At 74.8% G+C, this 18,591-nt stretch carries 15 protein-coding genes; 8 read left to right on the top strand and 7 right to left on the bottom strand.

Translation table 11 applies throughout. From position 1 onward, the window contains the following. Positions 1-5: 5 nt before the first annotated feature. Together ACIBPC_RS28820 and ACIBPC_RS28825 are read left to right on the top strand one after the other, a co-directional pair. The gene (locus ACIBPC_RS28820) at positions 6-782 is read left to right on the top strand and encodes an SDR family oxidoreductase (RefSeq protein WP_398848676.1); all 777 of its coding nucleotides are present in this window, start codon (positions 6-8) and stop codon (positions 780-782) included. Positions 783-784: 2 nt separating this feature from the next. After that, positions 785-1,636 carry an SAM-dependent methyltransferase gene (locus ACIBPC_RS28825; RefSeq protein ID WP_398848677.1) on the top strand — a complete coding sequence of 284 codons (852 nt, stop codon included), beginning with the start codon at positions 785-787 and terminating at the stop codon, positions 1,634-1,636. 67 nt (positions 1,637-1,703) lie between these two features. Here the strand turns inward: ACIBPC_RS28825 and ACIBPC_RS28830 are convergent, their stop codons facing one another. The 4 genes from ACIBPC_RS28830 to ACIBPC_RS28845 all read right to left on the bottom strand — a co-directional run bounded on the left by ACIBPC_RS28830 (position 1,704) and on the right by ACIBPC_RS28845 (position 5,286). Further along, on the bottom strand, positions 1,704-2,246 hold the full coding sequence (locus tag ACIBPC_RS28830; RefSeq protein WP_398848679.1) for a GNAT family N-acetyltransferase: 543 nt from the start codon (positions 2,244-2,246) through the stop codon (positions 1,704-1,706). A gap of 46 nt (positions 2,247-2,292) precedes the next feature. Next, entirely contained in the window at positions 2,293-3,342 is a 1,050-nt protein-coding gene (locus ACIBPC_RS28835) for a zinc-binding dehydrogenase (RefSeq protein ID WP_398848681.1), read from the bottom strand. Between the two features lie 184 nt (positions 3,343-3,526). Then, positions 3,527-4,138 carry a TetR/AcrR family transcriptional regulator gene (locus ACIBPC_RS28840; protein WP_398848682.1) on the bottom strand — a complete coding sequence of 204 codons (612 nt, stop codon included), beginning with the start codon at positions 4,136-4,138 and terminating at the stop codon, positions 3,527-3,529. A gap of 50 nt (positions 4,139-4,188) precedes the next feature. Next, positions 4,189-5,286 (bottom strand): methyltransferase domain-containing protein, encoded by a 1,098-nt coding sequence (locus ACIBPC_RS28845; protein ID WP_398848739.1) that lies wholly within the window; start codon positions 5,284-5,286, stop codon positions 4,189-4,191. Positions 5,287-5,432: 146 nt separating this feature from the next. Here ACIBPC_RS28845 and ACIBPC_RS28850 point away from each other — a divergent pair, with 146 nt between their 5' ends. The 4 genes from ACIBPC_RS28850 (at position 5,433) to ACIBPC_RS28865 (ending at position 11,870) form a co-directional block, all read left to right on the top strand. Further along, positions 5,433-5,975 (top strand): AAA family ATPase, encoded by a 543-nt coding sequence (locus ACIBPC_RS28850; protein ID WP_362967852.1) that lies wholly within the window; start codon positions 5,433-5,435, stop codon positions 5,973-5,975. 10 nt (positions 5,976-5,985) lie between these two features. Continuing rightward, on the top strand, positions 5,986-6,762 hold the full coding sequence (locus ACIBPC_RS28855) for an SDR family NAD(P)-dependent oxidoreductase (RefSeq protein WP_398848684.1): 777 nt from the start codon (positions 5,986-5,988) through the stop codon (positions 6,760-6,762). Between the two features lie 191 nt (positions 6,763-6,953). Further along, positions 6,954-11,414: a putative adhesin gene (locus tag ACIBPC_RS28860; protein WP_398848686.1), complete on the top strand. Its 4,461-nt coding sequence runs from the start codon at positions 6,954-6,956 to the stop codon at positions 11,412-11,414. 36 nt (positions 11,415-11,450) lie between these two features. Continuing rightward, positions 11,451-11,870, top strand: a complete 420-nt coding sequence (locus tag ACIBPC_RS28865; RefSeq protein WP_398848688.1) for a hypothetical protein — start codon at positions 11,451-11,453, stop codon at positions 11,868-11,870. A 357-nt stretch (positions 11,871-12,227) separates the two neighbouring features. On the opposite strand, the gene ACIBPC_RS28870 is transcribed toward ACIBPC_RS28865, so the two are convergent. The 3 genes from ACIBPC_RS28870 to ACIBPC_RS28880 all read right to left on the bottom strand — a co-directional run bounded on the left by ACIBPC_RS28870 (position 12,228) and on the right by ACIBPC_RS28880 (position 15,296). Next, entirely contained in the window at positions 12,228-13,922 is a 1,695-nt protein-coding gene (locus ACIBPC_RS28870) for a phospho-sugar mutase (RefSeq protein ID WP_398848690.1), read from the bottom strand. A gap of 10 nt (positions 13,923-13,932) precedes the next feature. Continuing rightward, entirely contained in the window at positions 13,933-14,733 is an 801-nt protein-coding gene (locus ACIBPC_RS28875) for a purine-nucleoside phosphorylase (protein ID WP_362967860.1), read from the bottom strand. A gap of 125 nt (positions 14,734-14,858) precedes the next feature. Next, positions 14,859-15,296, bottom strand: coding sequence for a gamma-glutamylcyclotransferase (locus ACIBPC_RS28880; protein ID WP_362967862.1), 438 nt, complete (start codon positions 15,294-15,296; stop codon positions 14,859-14,861). A gap of 94 nt (positions 15,297-15,390) precedes the next feature. On the opposite strand from ACIBPC_RS28880, the gene ACIBPC_RS28885 reads away from it, so the two are divergent. Together ACIBPC_RS28885 and ACIBPC_RS28890 are read left to right on the top strand one after the other, a co-directional pair. After that, the gene (locus tag ACIBPC_RS28885) at positions 15,391-16,830 is read left to right on the top strand and encodes an NAD(P)H-quinone dehydrogenase (protein WP_362967864.1); all 1,440 of its coding nucleotides are present in this window, start codon (positions 15,391-15,393) and stop codon (positions 16,828-16,830) included. Positions 16,831-16,986: 156 nt separating this feature from the next. Then, complete coding sequence (locus ACIBPC_RS28890) at positions 16,987-17,901, top strand: DeoR/GlpR family DNA-binding transcription regulator (RefSeq protein WP_362967866.1); 915 nt, start codon at positions 16,987-16,989, stop codon at positions 17,899-17,901. Positions 17,902-18,591 lie beyond the last annotated feature (690 nt).

The raw sequence follows: 18,591 nt of genomic DNA on the forward strand, positions 1-18,591 counted from the left end.
CTCCCGTGACCGACACCCGCGCGCCCGCCGCCCCCCGTCCCCTCGCCCTGATCACCGGGGTCGGCCGCAGCGCCGGGATCGGCGCGGGCATCGCGCGCCGCCTCGCCGCGTCCGGCTGGGACCTCGCCTTCACCTACTGGACGCCCTACGACCGGCGCATGGAGTGGGGCGCCGAGGAGGGCGCGGCCGACGCCATCGCCGCCGACCTCGCCGCGCGCGGCGCCACGACCGCAGCCGTCGAGGCCGACCTCGCCGACCCGGCCGCGCCCGCCCGGGTCTTCGACGAGGTCGAGAGCCGCCTCGGCATGGTCACGGCCCTGGTGCTGTCCCACTGCGAGTCGGTCGACTCCGGCCTGCTGGACACGACCGTCGAGAGCTTCGACCGCCACTTCACGGTCAACGCGCGGGCGTCCTGGCTGCTGATCCGCGAGTACGGCCGCCGCTTCACGGGCACGCACGGCACCGGCCGCGTCGTCGCCCTCACCAGCGACCACACCGTGGGCAACCTGCCGTACGGCGCGAGCAAGGGCGCCCTCGACCGCATCACCCTCGCCGCCGCCCACGAACTGGCCGAACTCGGCGTCACGGCGAACGCCGTCAACCCCGGCCCGGTGGACACCGGCTGGATGACCGACGACCTCCGCACGCGGATCCGCGCCGCCACCCCCCTCGGCCGCCTCGGCACCCCCGAGGACACGGCGCACCTCGTGGACTTCCTGCTGTCGCCGCAGGGCCAGTGGGTCAACGGGCAGCTCCTCCACAGCAACGGCGGGTCGGCCTGACCGTGTTCGCCGCACTCTCCGCCCTCAACGCCCGCCCCGCCCTCTACTCCCGCGTCACCACACCGGAGTTGTGGACCGACCCGCACATCTCGGCGCGCATGCTCGCCGCGCACCTGGACCCGTCCGTCGATCTCTCCTCCTACCGGGCGGAGTTCATCGAACGGGTCGTCGCCTGGCTCGTCGGCCGCTTCGGCGTACGGGCGGGCGTGCGCGTCGCCGACCTCGGGTGCGGGCCCGGCCTGTACACCACGCCGCTGGCCCGCGCCGGGGCCGACGTCACCGGGCTCGACCTGTCGGCGCGCTCGCTCGGCCACGCCGGGTCGCTCGCCCGCGCGGAGGGGCTGACCGTCCGCTACCTGCGGCAGGACTACCTCACCTGGCGCGACCCGGACGGCGCGCGGTACGACCTGGTCCTCATGGTGATGCGGGACTACTGCGCGCTGCCCCCGGACGGGAGGCGGGCGTTGCTGCGCACCGTGCGGCAACATCTCGACGGCGGCGGCTCGTTCGTCCTCGACGTCGATTCCGCGGCCGCGCTGGCCGATGTGCGCGAGCGGGCGGTGTACGCGCCGTCCATGATGGACGGATTCTGGTCCGACCGGCCCTACTTCGGCTTCCACAACACCTACCGCTACGAGAGCGCGCGCGTGTCGCTGGACAAGTACGAGATCTTCGAGGCCGGGCGGCACAGGACGTTCTGCAACTGGGTCCGCTACTTCACGCCGGACGAGCTGGGCGCGGAGCTGGCCGAGGCCGGGTTCGGCGCGGTCGAAATCCTCGGCGACCTCGCCGGAGGCGCCTACGACGCGGGGGCGCCGTCGTTCGCCGCCGTGGCGACGACCGGCCGCCGGTAGGCCGCTCCCGCACGGGCGGGCGCGACGCGCTCCGTCCGTCCGCGTCCCGGCGCCCCGGGGAGCCGGATCAGCCCTCGGCGCCCGGACGCCACTCAGCGGCGAGGAGGCCGAGCAGCACCTCGTCCAGGAACTCGCCCATCACCCACGCCGAGGACCGCAGCACGCCCTCGCGCGTGAAGCCGTTGCGCTCGGCGGCGCGCAGCATCGCGAAGTTGTCCGCCAGCGTCTCGATCTGCAGCCGGTGCAGGCCGCGCACGACGAAGCCGTAGTGGCACAGCACCGCCACCACGTCGCTGCCGTAGCCCTTGCCGCGGAACGACGGGCGCAGGCCGAGGCCGATGTGCGCGCTGCGGTGATGGGTGTCGATGCCCCACAGCGTGGCCGTGCCGACGAGTTCGCCGCCGTCCAGCTCGACCACGGAGAACGGGACGTGCCCCTGCTCCTTGTCGTCCACGACGAGCCGCGAGTCCTCCGCGCCGGGCGTCATGGGCCGCCACGGCCGCCCCTCGGCCCGCGAGCCGCCCACCACGTCGTCGTACAGCTCCGTCCGCAGGACCGGGATGTCGTCCGCGTGCCGGGCCCTGAGCCCGACCTTCGTGCCTGTGAGCATGCGAGCTTTCTATCCGACCAGCCGATTCACCGGCAAACCGGTTCCCCTAGGGACGCAGCACGATCTTCCCGACGTGTCCCCTGCGGGCGAGTTCCTCCTGCGCCCGCGCGGCCTCCTCCAGCGGGAACACCTCGGCGACGAGGGGCTCGACCGCGGCCCGGCGCGCCATGTCCATCAGGAGGGCGAAGTGCGTGGGCGTGTGCATCGCGGACCCGATCACCTGCGCGTTGTGCAGGTAGAGGCGGCGCACGTCGAAGGCCACCCCGTACCCGCCGAGCGCCCCGGCGACGACCCACCGGCCGCCCTCGCACAGGAGCGGCAGCCCGTCGCCCACCAGGTCACCGGCGACCACGTCGAGCCCGACGTCGATGCCCTGCGGCGCGGCGTCGCGCACCTGGGCGGCGACGTCCCCGGCCCGGTCCACGACCTCGTGCGCGCCCGCGTCGCGCACCGCGTCGATCTTCGCGCCGCTGCTGATCGCGACCACCGTCGCGCCGCGCGCGCGGGCGATCTGCACCAGCGCGATCCCGACGCCGCCCGACGCCCCCGAGACGAGGACGGTCTCGCCCTCGCGCAGCCGCCCGCGTTCGATCATGCCGAGCGCCGTGCCGTACGCGGTGGGCAGCGACGCGAGCTGGTCGTCCGTGAGCGGGGAGTCCGTGACGTCGTGCGCGCGGTCGGCCCGCGCGGTGACGAACTCGGCGTAGCCGCCGTCGCGTTCGCTCCCCATCAGGCCGACCGGGTTCGCGTCGGGGCCCTCGGCGTCGTAGAGCGCGGGGTCCACGACCACGCGGCGGCCGACGAGGCCCGCGTCCACCCCCGTACCGGCCGCAACGACCCGCCCCGCCACGTCGGCACCCTGGATGCGCGGGAAGTCGAGCGGGCCGCGCCAGCCCGACAGCGCGTCGGGGTCGTCCGGGCGGCCGTAGGCGCCCTCGCGGGTCCACAGGTCGGTGTTGTTCAGCGCCACCGCGCCGACCCTGACGAGGACCTCACCCGCCCCCGGGACGGGCACGGGCACCTCGGCCGCCTCCAGGACCTCGGGCCCTCCGTGCCTGGTGATCCGCACCGCGCGCATGGTCTCGGGCACACCCATCGCTCACCCTCTCCGTCGTCCCACAGAACAGCGCAAGCCCTCACCGGGCCCGCCACCGCACCTTTCCACGCACCGCCTACCCCACAGGACACCGACACCCACACCCGCATATCCGCCGACAGGCCGGGAGCAACCCCCGCACATGCCGTGAACGCGGGCCGGAGGCCGCCGCCACCGGACCGGGTCAGGGGGTGGGGGGCCAGGTGTGGAGGGCTGTGGTGGCCACCGCGTGGAGGTCTTCGCGTGTGGCGCCGCTCGCGGCCTGGACGGCGAGGCCGCTGGAGACCGCCATCACGAACCGGGCGAGCAGTCCCGGGTCGGACGCCGTCGGCAGGTCGCCGTCGTCGCGCGCCCTGGCGAACCTCTCCGCGAGGCGCGCGCAGGCGTCGTTGCGCCAGCCGGCCAGCAGGTCGCGGACGGCGCGCTCCGCCGGGGCCGCCGCCAGGCAGCCCTGGACGACGAGGCAGCCGGCCGGGCGGCCGGCGCCGCTGACGGTCTCGACGGTGCCGCGCAGGAAGGCCGCCGCGACCTCCCTGGCGGTCGGTTCGGCGAGCGCGCGCACGGCGTAGGCGGCCGGGCCCTCGGAGTAACGCGCCAGGGCCTTCCGGAACAGTTCCTCCTTGTTCCCGAAGGCGGCGTACATGCTCGTGCGGGTGATGCCCATGGCGGCGGTCAGGTCGGTGAGGCTGGCGCCCTCGTAGCCCTGCTCCCAGAACACCAGCAGCGCCCGTTCAAGCGCCTCGTCCGCGTCGAACCCCCTGGGCCGCCCGATGGCCGCCCGCCGTGCGCCTTCCATGCCGGGGAGCATAGTCCGCCCCTGGCCGAGGGGGCGGGGCCGTGGCGCCCTCAGGCGATGAGGAGGCGGAGGCCGAGGTCCGCCGCGTCGAGCCGCCCGAGCCCGGCGTTGCGTTCCGCCCAGCGGCCGGAACGGAGGTCGTCGCCGAGCCCGCGCACCGCCCGCCGCTCCGCCTCGGGGCCGACCCTCGTCCACACCGACACCGCGCGGCGCACATGCTCCTCCAGGTACGCGTGCGGCCGCCGCCAGTACGCCTCGAACAGGCCGTCGGCGCAGTCCCACGGGACGGGCACCGGCTCGGCGCGGGCACCGATCGCGTCCGCCATCCCGGCGAGCGACGGGAACCCCGCGAGGACACCGGCGAACTCGGGCAGGTAGTCCCGGGTGAGCCAGAACCGGCCCCGCCACCCCGGCTCGTCGGTGTCGAAGGTGAGCACCACCACGCGGCGGGCCACGCGCCGCATCTCGCGCAGCCCCGCCATCGGGTCCTCCCAGTGGTGCACGGTGGAGACGGCCATCGCCGCGTCGAAGGCGCCGTCCTCGAACGGCAGGTCCTCCGCCGCGGCCGCCACGCACGGCGCCGACCCGGCGGGGCGCTGCGCCCGCATGACCGCCGACGGCTCCACCGCCGTCACGTCGCGGTCGGCGGGCTCGTACGAGCCGGTGCCCGCGCCGACGTTCAGCACCGTCCGCGCGTCGCCCAGCGCGTCCGCGATCCGCGCGGCGAACCGCGGGTCCGTGCGGCGGGTCGCGGTGTAGGCGCCGCCGATCGTGTCGTACAGCCGTGCACCGAGCACTTCCAGCTGCTCCTCGGGTGTCACTTCGAGTCCCTTCGCCCGTACGTCGAGTTCCCTGTCGATGGCGGCCACCATGGCGGCGGCGCGGTCCCGCCGTTCCAGCAGCAGGGCGCGCAGGCGGCGCAGGTGCGCGACCGCGTCGGCGGACGGGTCGCCGACCAGTTCGGCGACCTCCCGCAGGCCGAAGCCGAGCCGCCGGTAGGCGAGCACTTCCCTGAGCCGCTCCACGTCGCCCGCCGAGTAGGCCCGGTACCCGGCGGCGGTCCGCGCCGACGGGCGGACGAGCCCGACCTCGTCGTAGTGGTGCAGCGTGCGGACGGTCACGCCTGCCAGTCCGGCCACGCGTCCCACGGTCCAGTGGTCTTCCACGCCGACGACTATGCGCCCTGCCGTCACGTGAGGGTCAAGGGCCGATGTGACGCGGGCGGGCAGGGGGTGCGTGCCGTCCGCGCCAAAAGCGTTTGTGGGGGCGGGCGGCGGGCGGGGAGGATCGGCGGGTGGAGGGTGTGCTGATCGTCACCGGCATGCCGGGGGCGGGGAAGACGACGGTGACGCGGCTCGTCGCGTCGCTGCTGCCCCGGTCCGCCCGGCTCGCGGGGGACGACCTGAACGGGATGATCACCAGGGGACGCGTCTGGGCGCTGGGCGAGCCCGCCGACGAGGCCGCGCGCCAGGTCCGCCTGTGCAACGCCAACCTCTGCGCGCTCGCCGCCAACTTCGCGGACGCCGCGTTCACCCCTGTGATCGACTGGGTGGTGCCGACCCGGGAGCAGCTCGACTTCTTCGTCGCCCGCCTCGCCCCGCGGCCGGTGCTGTTTGTCGTCCTCGCGCCGGGGCCCGAGGTCTGCCGCGAGCGGAACGAGGCGCGCGATCCCCGCGAACGCGTCCCCTACGACCACCGGGCCCTGGATGCCGGGATGCGGCGGGAGCTGGGCGGCGCGGGCTGGTGGCTCGACACCGCCGCCCTCACGCCGGGGGAGACGGCGGACCTGGTCGTGCGCGAGGCCGCCCGCCGCGCCCCGGTGGGGCCCGCTGCCTAGGATGTGCGGCATGAACACGGCATATCTGGCGGAACTGTTCTCGCTCGAAGGGCGGGTCGCCGTCGTGACCGGAGGCAGTTCCGGGATCGGGCGGGCGATGGCGGAGGCGCTCGCACGGGCGGGCGCGAGCGTCGTGGTCGTCGCCCGGCGCGCGGCCGGACTCGACGCGACCGTGCGGGACCTGACCGACGCGGGCTGCCGCGCCGCCCGCGTCGCCGCCGACCTGGGCAGCCGCGAGGGGGTCCGCGCCGCCGCCGAGGAGGCGGCGGCCGTCTTCGGCGAACCCGACATCCTCGTCAACTCCGCCGGGATCAACCTGCGTCCGCCGATGGGCGACATGGACGACGCCGTGTGGGACGCCACCATGGCCGTCAACCTGGAGGCGCCCCACCTGCTGTCCCAGCGTTTCGGCCCCGGCATGGCCGAGCGCGGCCACGGGCGGATCATCCACGTCAGCTCGCAGCAGGCGCACCGCGCGTTCGTGCAGAGCGGGGCGTACGGGGTGTCCAAGGGCGCGCTCGAATCCCTCGCGCGCTCCCAGGCCGAGGCGTGGTCGCCGTACGGGGTCACCTGCAACACCCTCGTACCCGGCTTCGTGATGACCCCCCTCAACGCCCGCCTGTCGTCCGACCCCGAGCGCGTCGCCGCGCTGGCCGCCCGGACGATGGTCGGGCGCAACGGCGTGCCGGACGACTTCGCGGGCGCCGTCGTCTTCCTGGCGAGCCGCGCGTCGGCGTACGTCACCGGCCAGTCGGTGTACGTGGACGGCGGCTTCTCCGTCCACTGACGGGGGCGGCCCGGCCGCGCCGGGAAGCACCGGTGACGGCGGTATTGCAGCCCGGGTGGAACCGCGGGCGGTGGGCCGCGCGTGTCATAGCAAACTTGTACGATCGCGAGCCCTGCGCCCCGCCTCGGCGGGGCGCAGGGGCGTTCCTTGGGGGAAAGATGGCGCGGCCTTCCGATTGGTCTCCGGTGGGGATGGATTCTGATCCGACGCCGGGTGATCCGGAGGAGGTGCGGCTGCTGGCGGATGAGTTGCAGACGTTCTCCGATGATGTGGCGGAGGCGCTGGGGAAGGTCCGGGGGCTGGCGTCGGATCGTGCGGTGCAGGACTGGGCGGGCCTGTCGGCGGAGGCGTTCCGGTCCGAGTTCGATGGTGTGCCGGGGAATCTGGAGAAGCTGCGGGATTCCTACGACTTGTGTGCGCAGGCGTTGGGGACGTACTGGCCGAAGTTGCAGGCGGCGCAGGGGCAGGCTGACCGCGCGCTGGACCGGGCGATCGCGGCGCAGGCTGATCTGACGTCGGCGCAGGGCGCGTTGGGGGATGCGCAGGACTGGGTTGGCAGGGCGGGGGACGAGGCGGAGCGGCTCCAGCGGGAGGGGGAGCGGGCGGGTGCGCCTGCGCCGGATGAGGCGGAGGTGCGTGCGGCGACGCGGGATCGGCAGGCGGCTGATCAGGCGCGGGAGTCCGCACAGGCCCGGGTGGACACGGCGCAGGACTCGCTGGATGCGGCGCGGGAGTTGGCGCGGCAGGCCAGGGAGATGCGTGAGGAGGCTGCCCGGGAGGCGGCGCGTGACATCGACGAGGCCTCGGACGCGGGGATCCAGAACCGCAAGTGGTGGCAGAAAGCGGTCCACTGGGTCACCGAGAACTGGGACACGATAGTTGACGTGTGCAAGGTGATCGTCGCCGTCCTCGGGGTCGTGGTGATGATCATCGGCGGACCCCTGGCGTGGGTCGTGCTCGCGGCGGCGCTGGTCGTGCTGGCGGACACGCTGGTCAAGTACTCCAGAGGCGAAGCAGGTCTGCTCGACGTCGCGTTCGCGGCGCTGGACTGCATCCCGGGCATGAAGGGGCTCACGACGCTCGGCGGCCTCGCCCGCGGTGCGCGCGGTCTTGCTTCCGGTGGTCTGCGCGGCATGGCCCTCGGTGCCCGTGGCCTCGGCCAGCGCATACGCGGCATGGGGCGCGGCATACGCAGCCTCTTCTCCCGGGGTGACCCGGTGGACATGGCCACCGGCGACGTCGTGATGTCCGCCACCGACGTCGAACTGCCCGGTGTGCTGCCCCTGGTGCTCGAACGCCATCACCGCACGTCGGTGCGGTCGGGCACCTGGTTCGGCCGCTCGTGGGCGTCCACGCTCGACCAGCGGCTCGCCCTCGACGCGGACGGCGCGCGGCTGTGCACCGAGGACGGCATGACGCTGTACTACCCCCGCCCGCTGCCGGGCGAGCCCGTCTACCCCGTCGAAGGCCCACGCTGGGCGCTCCGCTGGTCGGGCAACCCCCAGGACCCGCTCGTCGTCCACCAGCGCGAGACCGGCCGTTCCCTGCACTTCTCGGTCGTTCCCGGCCGCAGGGGTGGCGAACTGCCGCTCACCGCCCTCACCGACCGCAACGGCAACCGCATCCGCGTGGAGTACGACGACGAGGGCGCGCCCACCGACGTCGTGCACGACGCCGGATACCACGTCGGCATCACCACCCACCAGCGCCGCATCACCGAACTGCGCCTCCTCAGCGACCCCGAGCACCCCCTCCTCCTGCGCTACGGCTACGACCGCGCGGGCAATCTCACCTCGGTCACCAACTCCTCGGGCCTGCCCCTCACCTTCGCCTACGACCACAAGCGCCGCCTCACGCGCTGGGAGGACCGCAACGGCACCTGGTACGCGTACACCTACGACGCGCAGGGCCGCTGCGTCGCCACCGACGGCACCGGCGGCGCCCTCGCCAGCCGCATCGCCTACGACCCCGCGACCCACCGCACCCTCTTCACCGACTCCCTCGGCAACACCACCGTCTACCAGTTCAACGACTCCTACCAACTCGTCACCGAGACCGACCCCGAAGGCCACCACACCCACCGCACCTGGGACCGCTTCGATCACCTCCTCACCTATACAGACGCGCTGGGCCACACGACGTGTCACACCTACGACGACCACGGCGCCCTGCTGACCCTCACCCGCCCCGACGGCGGACGCGTCACCGTCACCCGTGACGACGAACTCGGCCTGCCCACCGAGGTGGTGCGCGAGGACGGCGCCCGCTGGCTCCAGGAGTACGACGAACGCGGCAACCCCCTCACCGTCACCGACCCCGCCGGTGCCCGTACCACCTACACCCACGACGCCCGCGGCGCCCACACCTCCACCACCGACCCCCTCGGCCACACCACCCGCATACGCAACGACGCGGCCGGCCTCACCGTCGCCCTCACCGACCCCACCGGCGCCACCGGCACGGTCACCCGCGACGCCTTCGGCCGCGCCGTCGCCGTCACCGACCCCACCGGCGCCACGGCCACGACGACCTGGAGCACCGAGGGCCACCCCCTCACCAGCACCGACGCCTCCGGCGCCGAACGCCGCTGGACCCGCGACGCCGAGGGCAACCCCGTCGCGTACACCGACGAGAGCGGCCGCACGACGCGCTGGACCTACGGCCCGTTCGACCTGCCCGTCTCCCAGACGCTCCCGGACGGCACCCGCCACGACTTCGAGCGCGACACCGAACTGCGCGTCCGCCGCGTCACCGCCCCCGGCGGCCTGGCGTGGCACCAGACGTACGACGCACTCGGCCGCCTCGTCGCCCAGTCCGACTTCGACGGCCGCACCCTCACGTACACCTACGACCCGTCCGGCGCCCTGCTCAGCCGCACCAACGCCCTCGGCCAGCGCGTCGCCTACACCTACGACGCCAACGGCGCGCTGACCGGCAGGGACGCCGACGGGCGGCGCACCGACTACCGCCTCGACGCGGCGGGCCGCCCCGTCGAGGCGTACGGGCCCGACGCCCGCGTCACGATCGAGCGCGACGTGCTCGGCCGCGTCCTCGCCGAGACGGTCGGGGACCGCACCGTCCGCCACACGTACGACCCGCTCGGCCGCCCCGTCGGCCGCACCACGCCCGCCGGGCACCACAGCGCCACCCGCTACGACGCCGCCGGACGCCCCGCCGAACTGCGCACCGGCACCCGCCTTCTGCGCTTCGACCGCGACCACGCGGGCCGCGAGACCGCCCGCACCCTCGGCCCCGGCCTCACCCTCCACCACACATGGGACGAACGCGGCCTCCTCACCGGCCAGACCCTCACCGCGCCCGGCGGGACACCGGTCAGCCGCACCTGGACCCACCACGCCGACCGCACCCCCGCCTCGGTCACCGAACCGGCCGCAGGACGGACCGACTTCACCCTCGACGCGCTGAACCGCATCACCGGCACCACCGGACCCGGCGGCCCCGAGGCGTACGCCTACGACCCGCTCGGCAACCAGACCGCCGCCCAGTGGCCCGACGAGGACACCGCCACCACCGGGGCACGCGAGTACGCCGGCACGCGCGTCCTCACCGCGGGCGCCGTCCACCACGAGTACGACGCGGCGGGCCGCACGGTCCTGCGCCGCCGCAAACGCCTCTCCCGCAAGCCCGAGACGTGGCGCTACGAGTGGGACGCCGAGGACCGCCTCACCCAGGTCACCACCCCGGACGGCACCCGCTGGCGCTACCTCTACGACCCGTTCGACCGGCGCACCGCCAAACAGCGGCTCGCCGCCGACGGCACCGTCGCCGAACAGACCACCTACGCCTGGTCGGGCTCCACCCTGATCGAGCAGACCACCACCAGCGCCGCCGACCCCACCGCGACCACGCTGACCTGGGACCACCACGAACTGCGCCCCGTCGCCCAGACCGAGCGCCGCGCCCCCGCGCCCTTCGACGCCGCCACCGCGCCCGACAGCGAGATCGACGCCCGCTTCCACGCCATCGTCACCGGCCTGACCGGCGCGCCCACCGAACTCGTGGACGACAGCGGCCGGATCGCCTGGCAGGCGCGCGCCACCGTCTGGGGCGTCACCACAACCGCGCCCGGCGCCACCACGGACACCCCGCTGCGTTTCCCCGGCCAGTACGCCGACGACGAGACCGGCTGGCACTACAACCTGCACCGCCACTACGACCCCGCCACCGCCCGCTACACCAGCCCCGACCCGCTCGGCCTCGCACCGGCACGCAATCCCGTCGCCTACGTCGAGAACCCCCAGACGCACGCCGACCCGCTGGGCCTGGCGCCCTGCCCCATCGACGTCAACTACGGGCGTCCCGACGGGCAGATCGTCCTGAGCGGCCACGGCGGCATCGGGGCGGCCGACCCCTCCCTCGTCACCGTGCCCGAGGGGACATGGCTGCACTTCTACTCACGCCACGGGGAGTCGATCGACAACTTCCTCGGCAACCGGATCGAGATGGCGAACCCCGTCCCGGTCCGCGTCTGGGGCCCGGGCAGCCGCGTCCCCGACTACCACCTCTACCCGCCGGACGGCCTCAGCCTCGTCGGCGCACCGCGTACGGTGACGGAGCCGACGCGCCTGTCCGCCCTCATCGGACCCAACATGGGCCCCGTCCACTGGGCCGCCTGCCGCTCCGTCCTCTGACCCACGCCCCCGCCCTCACACCGGAAGCCGCGCCACATGACCCACTTCGCCGACCTCACCCCGTACACCTACCTGCCCGGGACCGTGCCGCCCGGCGTCACGGCGCTGAACGTGGGCTGGCTCGCGGCCCCGCACGACCTCCCCACGGGCGAGCCCCCCGCCGGGTTCACCGAACGGCTCGGCCTGCTGTGCCGCGACGAGCGGCGGGCGCAGACGCGGGGCATGCACGCCTGCGACCGGCCGCACGCGGACGGTACGCCCGGCTTCCCCGTGAACGCCGCCATCGCAGGCGCGTCCGTACTGCTCGGCACGGCCGAGGTCCGCGTGGTCACGCCGGACGGGGTGTGGCTGTGCGCGCCGACGATGGTGCACCACTACGTGACGCACCACGCCTACCTGCCCCCGCCCGCGTTCACCGAGGCCGTCCTCGCGGGACGCGCCGCACCCGCCACCTGACGCCCACCCGCCGCGGGGCACAACCAACGGGCCGCACCCGACAGCCGACACCCACCGGCCCACCCGGGGGAGCCCGGGCTGGGGACGCGGCAGTGCCCGCACGCGCTGGGACGGTCGCATTGGCCGCTCACCACCAACCACGCGTACTTCCGCCTTGGGCAGCTCGCGCGGAGGGCGGCTCACCCGTCGCACGCCTCCGTCCCGGGCGGCCCGTCGGCAGTACGCGGCAGTGCCCGCACACGCCAAGGCGGCTCCGCTGGACGCGTCGCACTCGCCGCGCGTACTTCGGTGCCGGGTGCCCCGTCGGCAGTCGCCGCTGCTGGGCGGAACGGTTGGCATTCGTCGCGCCCCCCGGCGTCACACCTCCAGGCCCGCCGCCTCCGCCAGGTCGCGCTTGACCGCCGCCAGCGCCCCGGCCGCCGTCGCGCGGGCGTCCGGCAGCGCGTCGTGGCCCTCCACCGGGACGACCACCTCCAGGTAGCACTTCAGCTTCGGCTCGGTCCCGCTCGGCCGCACGATCACCCGCGCCGCCTCCACCGCGCCCGCGCCCGCCAGCCGGTACCGCAGCCCGTCCGTGGGCGGCAGCCCCCCGGCGCCCTCCGCCAGGTCCTCCGCCGCCTCCACCGCCAGCCCGCCGAGCGCGCGCGGCGGCGCGGACCGCAGCCGCGCCATCGCGTCCGCGATCACCGCGAGATCCGCGACCCGCACGGACAGCTGGTCCGTCGCGTGCAGGCCGTGCGCCACGGCGATGTCGTCCAGCAGATCGGCGAGGGTGCGCCCGCCGCGTTCCTTCTCCTCCGCCGCCAGCTCGGCGAGCAGCAGCGCGGCCGTGACGCCGTCCTTGTCGCGCACGCCCTCGGGGTCGACGCAGTAGCCGAGCGCCTCCTCGTAGCCGAAGCCCAGGTCCGGCACGCGCCCCAGCCACTTGAAGCCGGTCAGCGTCTCCTCGTACGGCAGCCCCGCCGCCGTCGCGATGCGGCCCGCCAGGGACGACGAGACGATGGACGCCGCGAACGTCCCGCGCCGCCCGCGCCGCACCAGGTGCGTCGCCAGCAGCGCGCCCACCTCGTCGCCGCGCAGCATCCGCCAGCCGCCCTCGGCCGCCGGGGCCGGGACACCGGCGGCGCAGCGGTCGGCGTCCGGGTCGTTGGCGATCACCAGGTCGGGGGAGGACGCGCGGGCCGCCGCGAAGGCGAGGTCCATCGCGCCGGGCTCCTCCGGGTTGGGGAACGCGACGGTGGGGAAGTCCGGGTCGGCCTCCGCCTGCTCCGGCACGTCCACCGGCGGCGGGAAGCCCGCCCGCGCGAACGCCGCCGCCAGCACCGGCCGCCCCACCCCGTGCAGCGGCGTGTAGACCACCGAGACGGAACGGGGCGAGCCGCCCGTCAGCGCGGCGCCGCTGCGCGCGAGGTACGCCTCCACGACGTCCTCGCCGAGCGTCTCCCAGCCCGCCTCGGGCCGCGGCACGTCCGCCAGCGCCCCCACGGCCGCGATGCGCGCGGCGATGTCGGCGTCCGCCGGGGGGACGATCTGGCTGCCGTCGCCGAGGTACACCTTGTAGCCGTTGTCGCGCGGCGGGTTGTGGCTCGCCGTGACCATGACGCCCGCGACGGCGCCCAGGTGCCGGATGGCGAACGCGAGCACCGGCGTCGGCAGCGCGCGCGGCAGGACGGCGGCCCGCAGGCCCGCGCCCGTCACCACGGCGGCGGTGTCCCGGGCGAAGTCCGCGCTCTTGTGCCGCGCGTCGTAGCCGACGACGACGAGGCCGCCGGGCCCCGCCCCCGTCTCCCGCAGGTACGCCGACAGCCCGGCCGCCGCGCGGATCACCACGGCGCGGTTCATGCGCATCGGGCCCGCGCCCATCTCGCCGCGCAGCCCCGCCGTGCCGAACTGGAGCGTGCCGGCGAACCGTTCCGCCAGCGCGCCGCGGTCGTCCGCCGCCAGCAGCGCGGACAGCTCGGCGCGCGTCTCCGGGTCGGGGTCCTCGGCGAGCCAGGCGCGGGCGCGCGCGGTCAGGTCCCGCGACAGGTCGGTGTCGTCGTGATCGGTCATGCGTTCATGGTCAGATACGGCCCAGCACCTTGGCGAGGAGGGCCCCCATACGGGCGGCGGAGTCACGCCCGGCCCGGAGGACCTCCTCGTGGTTCAGGGGCTCGCCGGTGATCCCGGCGGCGAGGTTGGTGACCAGGGAGATGCCCAGGACCTCGGCGCCCGCCTCGCGCGCGGCGATGGCCTCCAGGACGGTCGACATGCCGACCAGGTCGCCGCCGATCGCGCGGACCATGCGGATCTCGGCGGGCGTCTCGTAGTGCGGCCCGGGGAACTGGACGTACACGCCCTCTTCCAGCGACGGGTCGATCTCGCGGCACAGGGCGCGCAGCCGGGGCGAGTACAGGTCGGTGAGGTCCACGAAGCGGGCGCCCGCGATGGGGGACGTCGCCGTGAGGTTGATGTGGTCGGAGATCAGCACGGGCTGGCCGACGCGCATCCCCTCGCGCAGGCCGCCGCAGCCGTTCGTGAGCACGATGGTCCCGCAGCCCGCCGCGACGGCGGTGCGGACGCCGTGGGCGACGGCGGCGACGCCGTGGCCCTCGTACGCGTGGGTGCGACCGAGGAAGACCAGGACGCGTTTGCTCCCGACCCGGTAGGAGCGCAGCTTGCCCGCGTGGCCCTCGACGGTGGGCGGGGGGAAGCCGGGCAGCTCGGTGAAGTCGCACTCGAAGGCGGGTTCACCCAGCTCCACGGCCGCCGGGACCCAGCCGGAGCCCATGACGAGGGCGACGTCGTGGCTGGTCACACCGGTCAGCTCGCGCAGCCGGGCGGCGGCCGCACCGGCCGGCTGGTCAATATCGGAAGCGTTCACGCGCTGAGCCTAACCGTTCATCTCCTACGCGCGTAGAGGGTTTCCGGGGCACGGTCCGGGCACGGTTCGATCTCGGCCACGCCCGGGTGCGCGCGCACGGGTGCGGTCGTGAAGAGCGTGTGCCGTCAGCAGGGGCGCTTGCGCAGTTCCATCACGTAGTCGTGGGGTGCGCCCGCGGACTCGGCCGCGTCCGCCAGTTCGCCGAGGTAACGGGCGGAGGGCAGGCCGCCCTCGTAGGCGTTGAGGACGTACGCCCACGCCGTCTCGTCGCCGTCCAGCGTGTGGACGCGCACGCGCGTGCGCCGGTAGATGCCGAGGCCGACCCCCTCCCAGCGGTCCATGGCCTCCTCGTCGGCGGGCGCGAGGTCGTAGAGCGCGACGAACACGTCCGAGACGGGCGCCTCCACGATCGTGGCCAGGGCGCCTTCCCACCCCATCTCCTCACCGCCGAAGGTGAGCCGCCAGCCGGTGAGCCAGCCGGTGCTGCGCAGGGGCGAGTGCGGTGCGCGGCGGGACATCAGCCGGGGATCGAGGTTTCCGGCGTATGCGGCGTAGAGCGACATGGCACTGAGCGTACGGGAGAGGCGCGGGTGACCCGGCGAAGTCCGCCCCCGGGGCCGTGCCGGTCCCGGGCGGGGCGTGCGCGACACTGGAGGGGTGACTCGGATCGTGATCATCGGTGGCGGACCTGGCGGCTACGAGGCGGCGCTGGTGGCCGCGCAGCTCGGGGCGGAGGTGACCGTCGTCGACCGGGACGGCCTCGGCGGCGCCTCGGTGCTCACCGACTGCGTGCCGTCCAAGACGCTGATCGCGACCGCCGAGGTGATGACCGGCTTCGACTCCTCGCACGAGGAGCTGGGCATCGAGATCGACCACGACGGCGACGGCATCGGCGACGAGGTGCGCGGGATAGGGGTCGACCTCGGCAAGGTGAACCGGCGGGTGAAGCGCCTCGCGCTCGCCCAGTCGCACGACATCACCGCCTCCGTCACCCGTGCGGGCGTCCGGCTGCTGCGCGGCACGGGCCGGCTGGAGCCGAACCAGGCGCCGGACGGGTCGCGCCGCGTCACCGTGACGGACCCGGACGGGGCGGAGAGCGAGCTGGTCGCGGACGGCGTGCTGATCGCCGTGGGCGGGCAGCCGCGCGAGCTGCCGGACGCGCGCCCGGACGGCGAGCGCATCCTGAACTGGACGCAGGTGTACGACCTGAAGGAGCTGCCGGAGGAGCTGATCGTGGTCGGCTCCGGCGTGACCGGCGCCGAGTTCGCGGGCGCGTACCAGGCGCTCGGCTCGCGCGTGACGCTCGTCTCGTCGCGCGACCGCGTGCTGCCGGGCGAGGACCCGGACGCGGCGGCCGTGCTGGAGGACGTCTTCCGGCGGCGCGGCATGAACGTGCTCTCCCGCTCGCGCGCCTCGGCCGCCCGCCGGGTCGGCGACCGCGTGGAGGTGACGCTCCAGGACGGGCGGGTCATCTCGGGGACGCACTGCCTGATGGCGGTCGGCGCGGTCCCGAACACGGCGGACATGGGCCTGGCCGAGGCGGGCGTGCGGCTCAAGGAGTCGGGCCACATCAAGACGGACAAGGTGTCGCGCACGTCGGCGCCTGGCGTGTACGCGGCCGGGGACTGCACGGGTGTGCTGGCGCTCGCGTCGGTCGCGGCGATGCAGGGGCGCATCGCGATGTACCACTTCCTCGGCGACGCGGTCGCGCCGCTCGACCTGCGGACCGTCTCGGGGAACATCTTCACCGACCCCGAGATCGCCACCGTGGGCTGGACGCAGTCCGACGTGGACGAGGGGCGCATCGACGCACGGGTGGTGAAGCTGCCGCTGCTGCGGAATCCGCGGGCCAAGATGCAGGGCGTCCGCGACGGCTTCGTGAAGCTGTTCTGCCGTCCCGGCACGGGGATCGTGGTGGGGGGCGTGGTCGTGGCGCCGCGCGCCAGTGAGCTGATCCATCCGATTTCGATCGCGGTGGACAACAGTCTGACGGTGGAACAGATCGCAAAAGCGTTCACTGTGTACCCGTCTCTGTCCGGCTCGATCGCCGAGGCCGCGCGCCAGCTGCATACACGGAAGTTCGCCGAGGAACAGTAGGCACTGGTCAGCGCGCGGCTCACGGGCGAGCGCGCGCGGCACATAGCACGCCCGGGGCGCACGTATAGACAACTTCGGAAATTCCCCGCAACCTGCTGAAACAAGATGGTCGTTGGGGTTACTGTCAGTTCCGTGTTCGCTGCTGAACGTCGTCAGATGATTCTCGAAATGGTGCGGGCCAACGGGGCAGTGTCGCTCCGGGAGCTCGCCCGCGTTGTCCAGACCTCGGAAGTGACGGTGCGGCGCGATGTCCGCGCCCTGGAGGCGGAAGGACTGCTGGACCGCAGGCACGGCGGTGCGGTCCTGCCGGGTGGCTTCACCCGGGAGTCGGGCTTCCCCCAGCGGGCGATGGCCGCCACCGCCGAGAAGACCGCCATCGCCGAGTACGCGGCCGGCCTGGTGCGCGAGGGCGAGGCCATCGTCGTCGGTGCGGGCACCACGACGCAGGAACTGGCCCGCAGGCTCGCCCGCGTCCCCGGCCTCACGGTGGTGACCAACTCCCTGCTCGTCGCCCAGGCCCTGGCCCACGCCAACCGTGTCGAGGTCGTCATGACCGGCGGCACCCTCAGGGGCTCGAACTACGCGCTGGTCGGCAGTGGCGCCGAGCAGTCGCTGCTCGGGCTGCGCGTCAGCCGCGCGTTCCTGTCCGGCTCGGGGCTCACCGCCGACCGGGGCCTGTCCACGTCCAACATGCTGGCCGCCAGTGTCGACCGCGCCCTGGTGCGCGCCGCCGCCGAGGTCGTCGTCCTGGCGGACCACACCAAGCTGGGGACGGACACGGCGTTCCAGACCGTGCCGACCGAGCACATCACGCACCTGGTGACGGACCAGCCGCCGCCGGAGGCCGCCAAGGCGGGCGTGGAGATCGACGCGCTGGCCGACCAGGGCGTACGCGTCTCGCTGGCGGGCGGCGGGCACCAGCCGGGCGTCAAACCGCCGCTGGACGGCCCGCGCCGCGACCTGCGCGACGCGCGCGACCCCAGGGAGGCCCAACTGCCCGGCCCGCGCGCAACGGGCCACGGCCCCCTCGGCCAGCGCCTGGGCGACCTGGCCCCACCCCGCCGCCGCTGAGGCACCCCGCGGGCCGCGGGCGCGCCGGCGGGACGGTCCCCGGCGCGGGCGCGTGCGTCCGTACCGGGCAGCGGAAGCGGGCGGACGACCGTCCCCGCTCCCGAGTCGGGAGAGGTGGCAGCACGCCCCGCCGGGCCGGGCGTTCCGGACAGCATGGCGGGGCTGCGCGTCGCGGGGGGCGCGGGCCCGATGCGGATGGACCGCGCCGTGGTGATCCGCGCGGCTGCCGGGCTGTCGGCGTACCTGCGGGAGACGGGGGCGGGACCTGGCGGTCTCGTCGTCCGCGGGAAGGTGGGTGGGCTGCTGCGCCGCCTCGCTCCTCAGCCGTGCCCGTCCGGCTCCGGGGGAGGCGGTGGGTCCGGCGCGGCGTACCGTCCGCCGGGCCGCGTTTCGGGCGAACGCCCGCCTGCCGGAGGGCGGATGCGCCCGCCCTGCCGTCCGTCCCCGCTCTCGAACCCGGCCCGGCCCGGCCCGTGTCAGGAGAGGTGGCAGCGCGCCCCGCCGGGTCGGTCCGGGCGTCGGGAGCCGGTGAACGTCCTGCGGTCCTGCTCCGAGCGGTTCCGGAAGCGGCGGTGGGCCCGGCGTGGGGGTGGGCGTCCGCACCGGGTGGAGGTCCGTCTGCCGCAGGGCGCCGTCCCGCTCCTGAGCCCGGCCCTGCCCTGGCCCGCGGCGGAAGGAGTGGCGGCGCGC

It is taken from the genome of Streptomyces sp. NPDC049879, assembly GCF_044461265.1.
Taxonomy (GTDB): domain Bacteria; phylum Actinomycetota; class Actinomycetes; order Streptomycetales; family Streptomycetaceae; genus Streptomyces.

What these genes read in the sequence shown, in the direction of transcription:
- ACIBPC_RS28855 (WP_398848684.1), top strand. Translation starts at nt 5,986, where the DNA reads ATGAACACGGCATATCTGGCGGAACTGTTCTCGCTCGAAGGGCGGGTC.
- ACIBPC_RS28835 (WP_398848681.1), bottom strand. Translation starts at nt 3,342, where the DNA reads ATGGGTGTGCCCGAGACCATGCGCGCGGTGCGGATCACCAGGCACGGA.
- ACIBPC_RS28890 (WP_362967866.1), top strand. Translation starts at nt 16,987, where the DNA reads ATGATTCTCGAAATGGTGCGGGCCAACGGGGCAGTGTCGCTCCGGGAG.
- ACIBPC_RS28840 (WP_398848682.1), bottom strand. Translation starts at nt 4,138, where the DNA reads ATGGAAGGCGCACGGCGGGCGGCCATCGGGCGGCCCAGGGGGTTCGAC.
- ACIBPC_RS28870 (WP_398848690.1), bottom strand. Translation starts at nt 13,922, where the DNA reads ATGACCGATCACGACGACACCGACCTGTCGCGGGACCTGACCGCGCGC.
- ACIBPC_RS28880 (WP_362967862.1), bottom strand. Translation starts at nt 15,296, where the DNA reads ATGTCGCTCTACGCCGCATACGCCGGAAACCTCGATCCCCGGCTGATG.
- ACIBPC_RS28830 (WP_398848679.1), bottom strand. Translation starts at nt 2,246, where the DNA reads ATGCTCACAGGCACGAAGGTCGGGCTCAGGGCCCGGCACGCGGACGAC.
- ACIBPC_RS28860 (WP_398848686.1), top strand. Translation starts at nt 6,954, where the DNA reads ATGGATTCTGATCCGACGCCGGGTGATCCGGAGGAGGTGCGGCTGCTG.
- ACIBPC_RS28865 (WP_398848688.1), top strand. Translation starts at nt 11,451, where the DNA reads ATGACCCACTTCGCCGACCTCACCCCGTACACCTACCTGCCCGGGACC.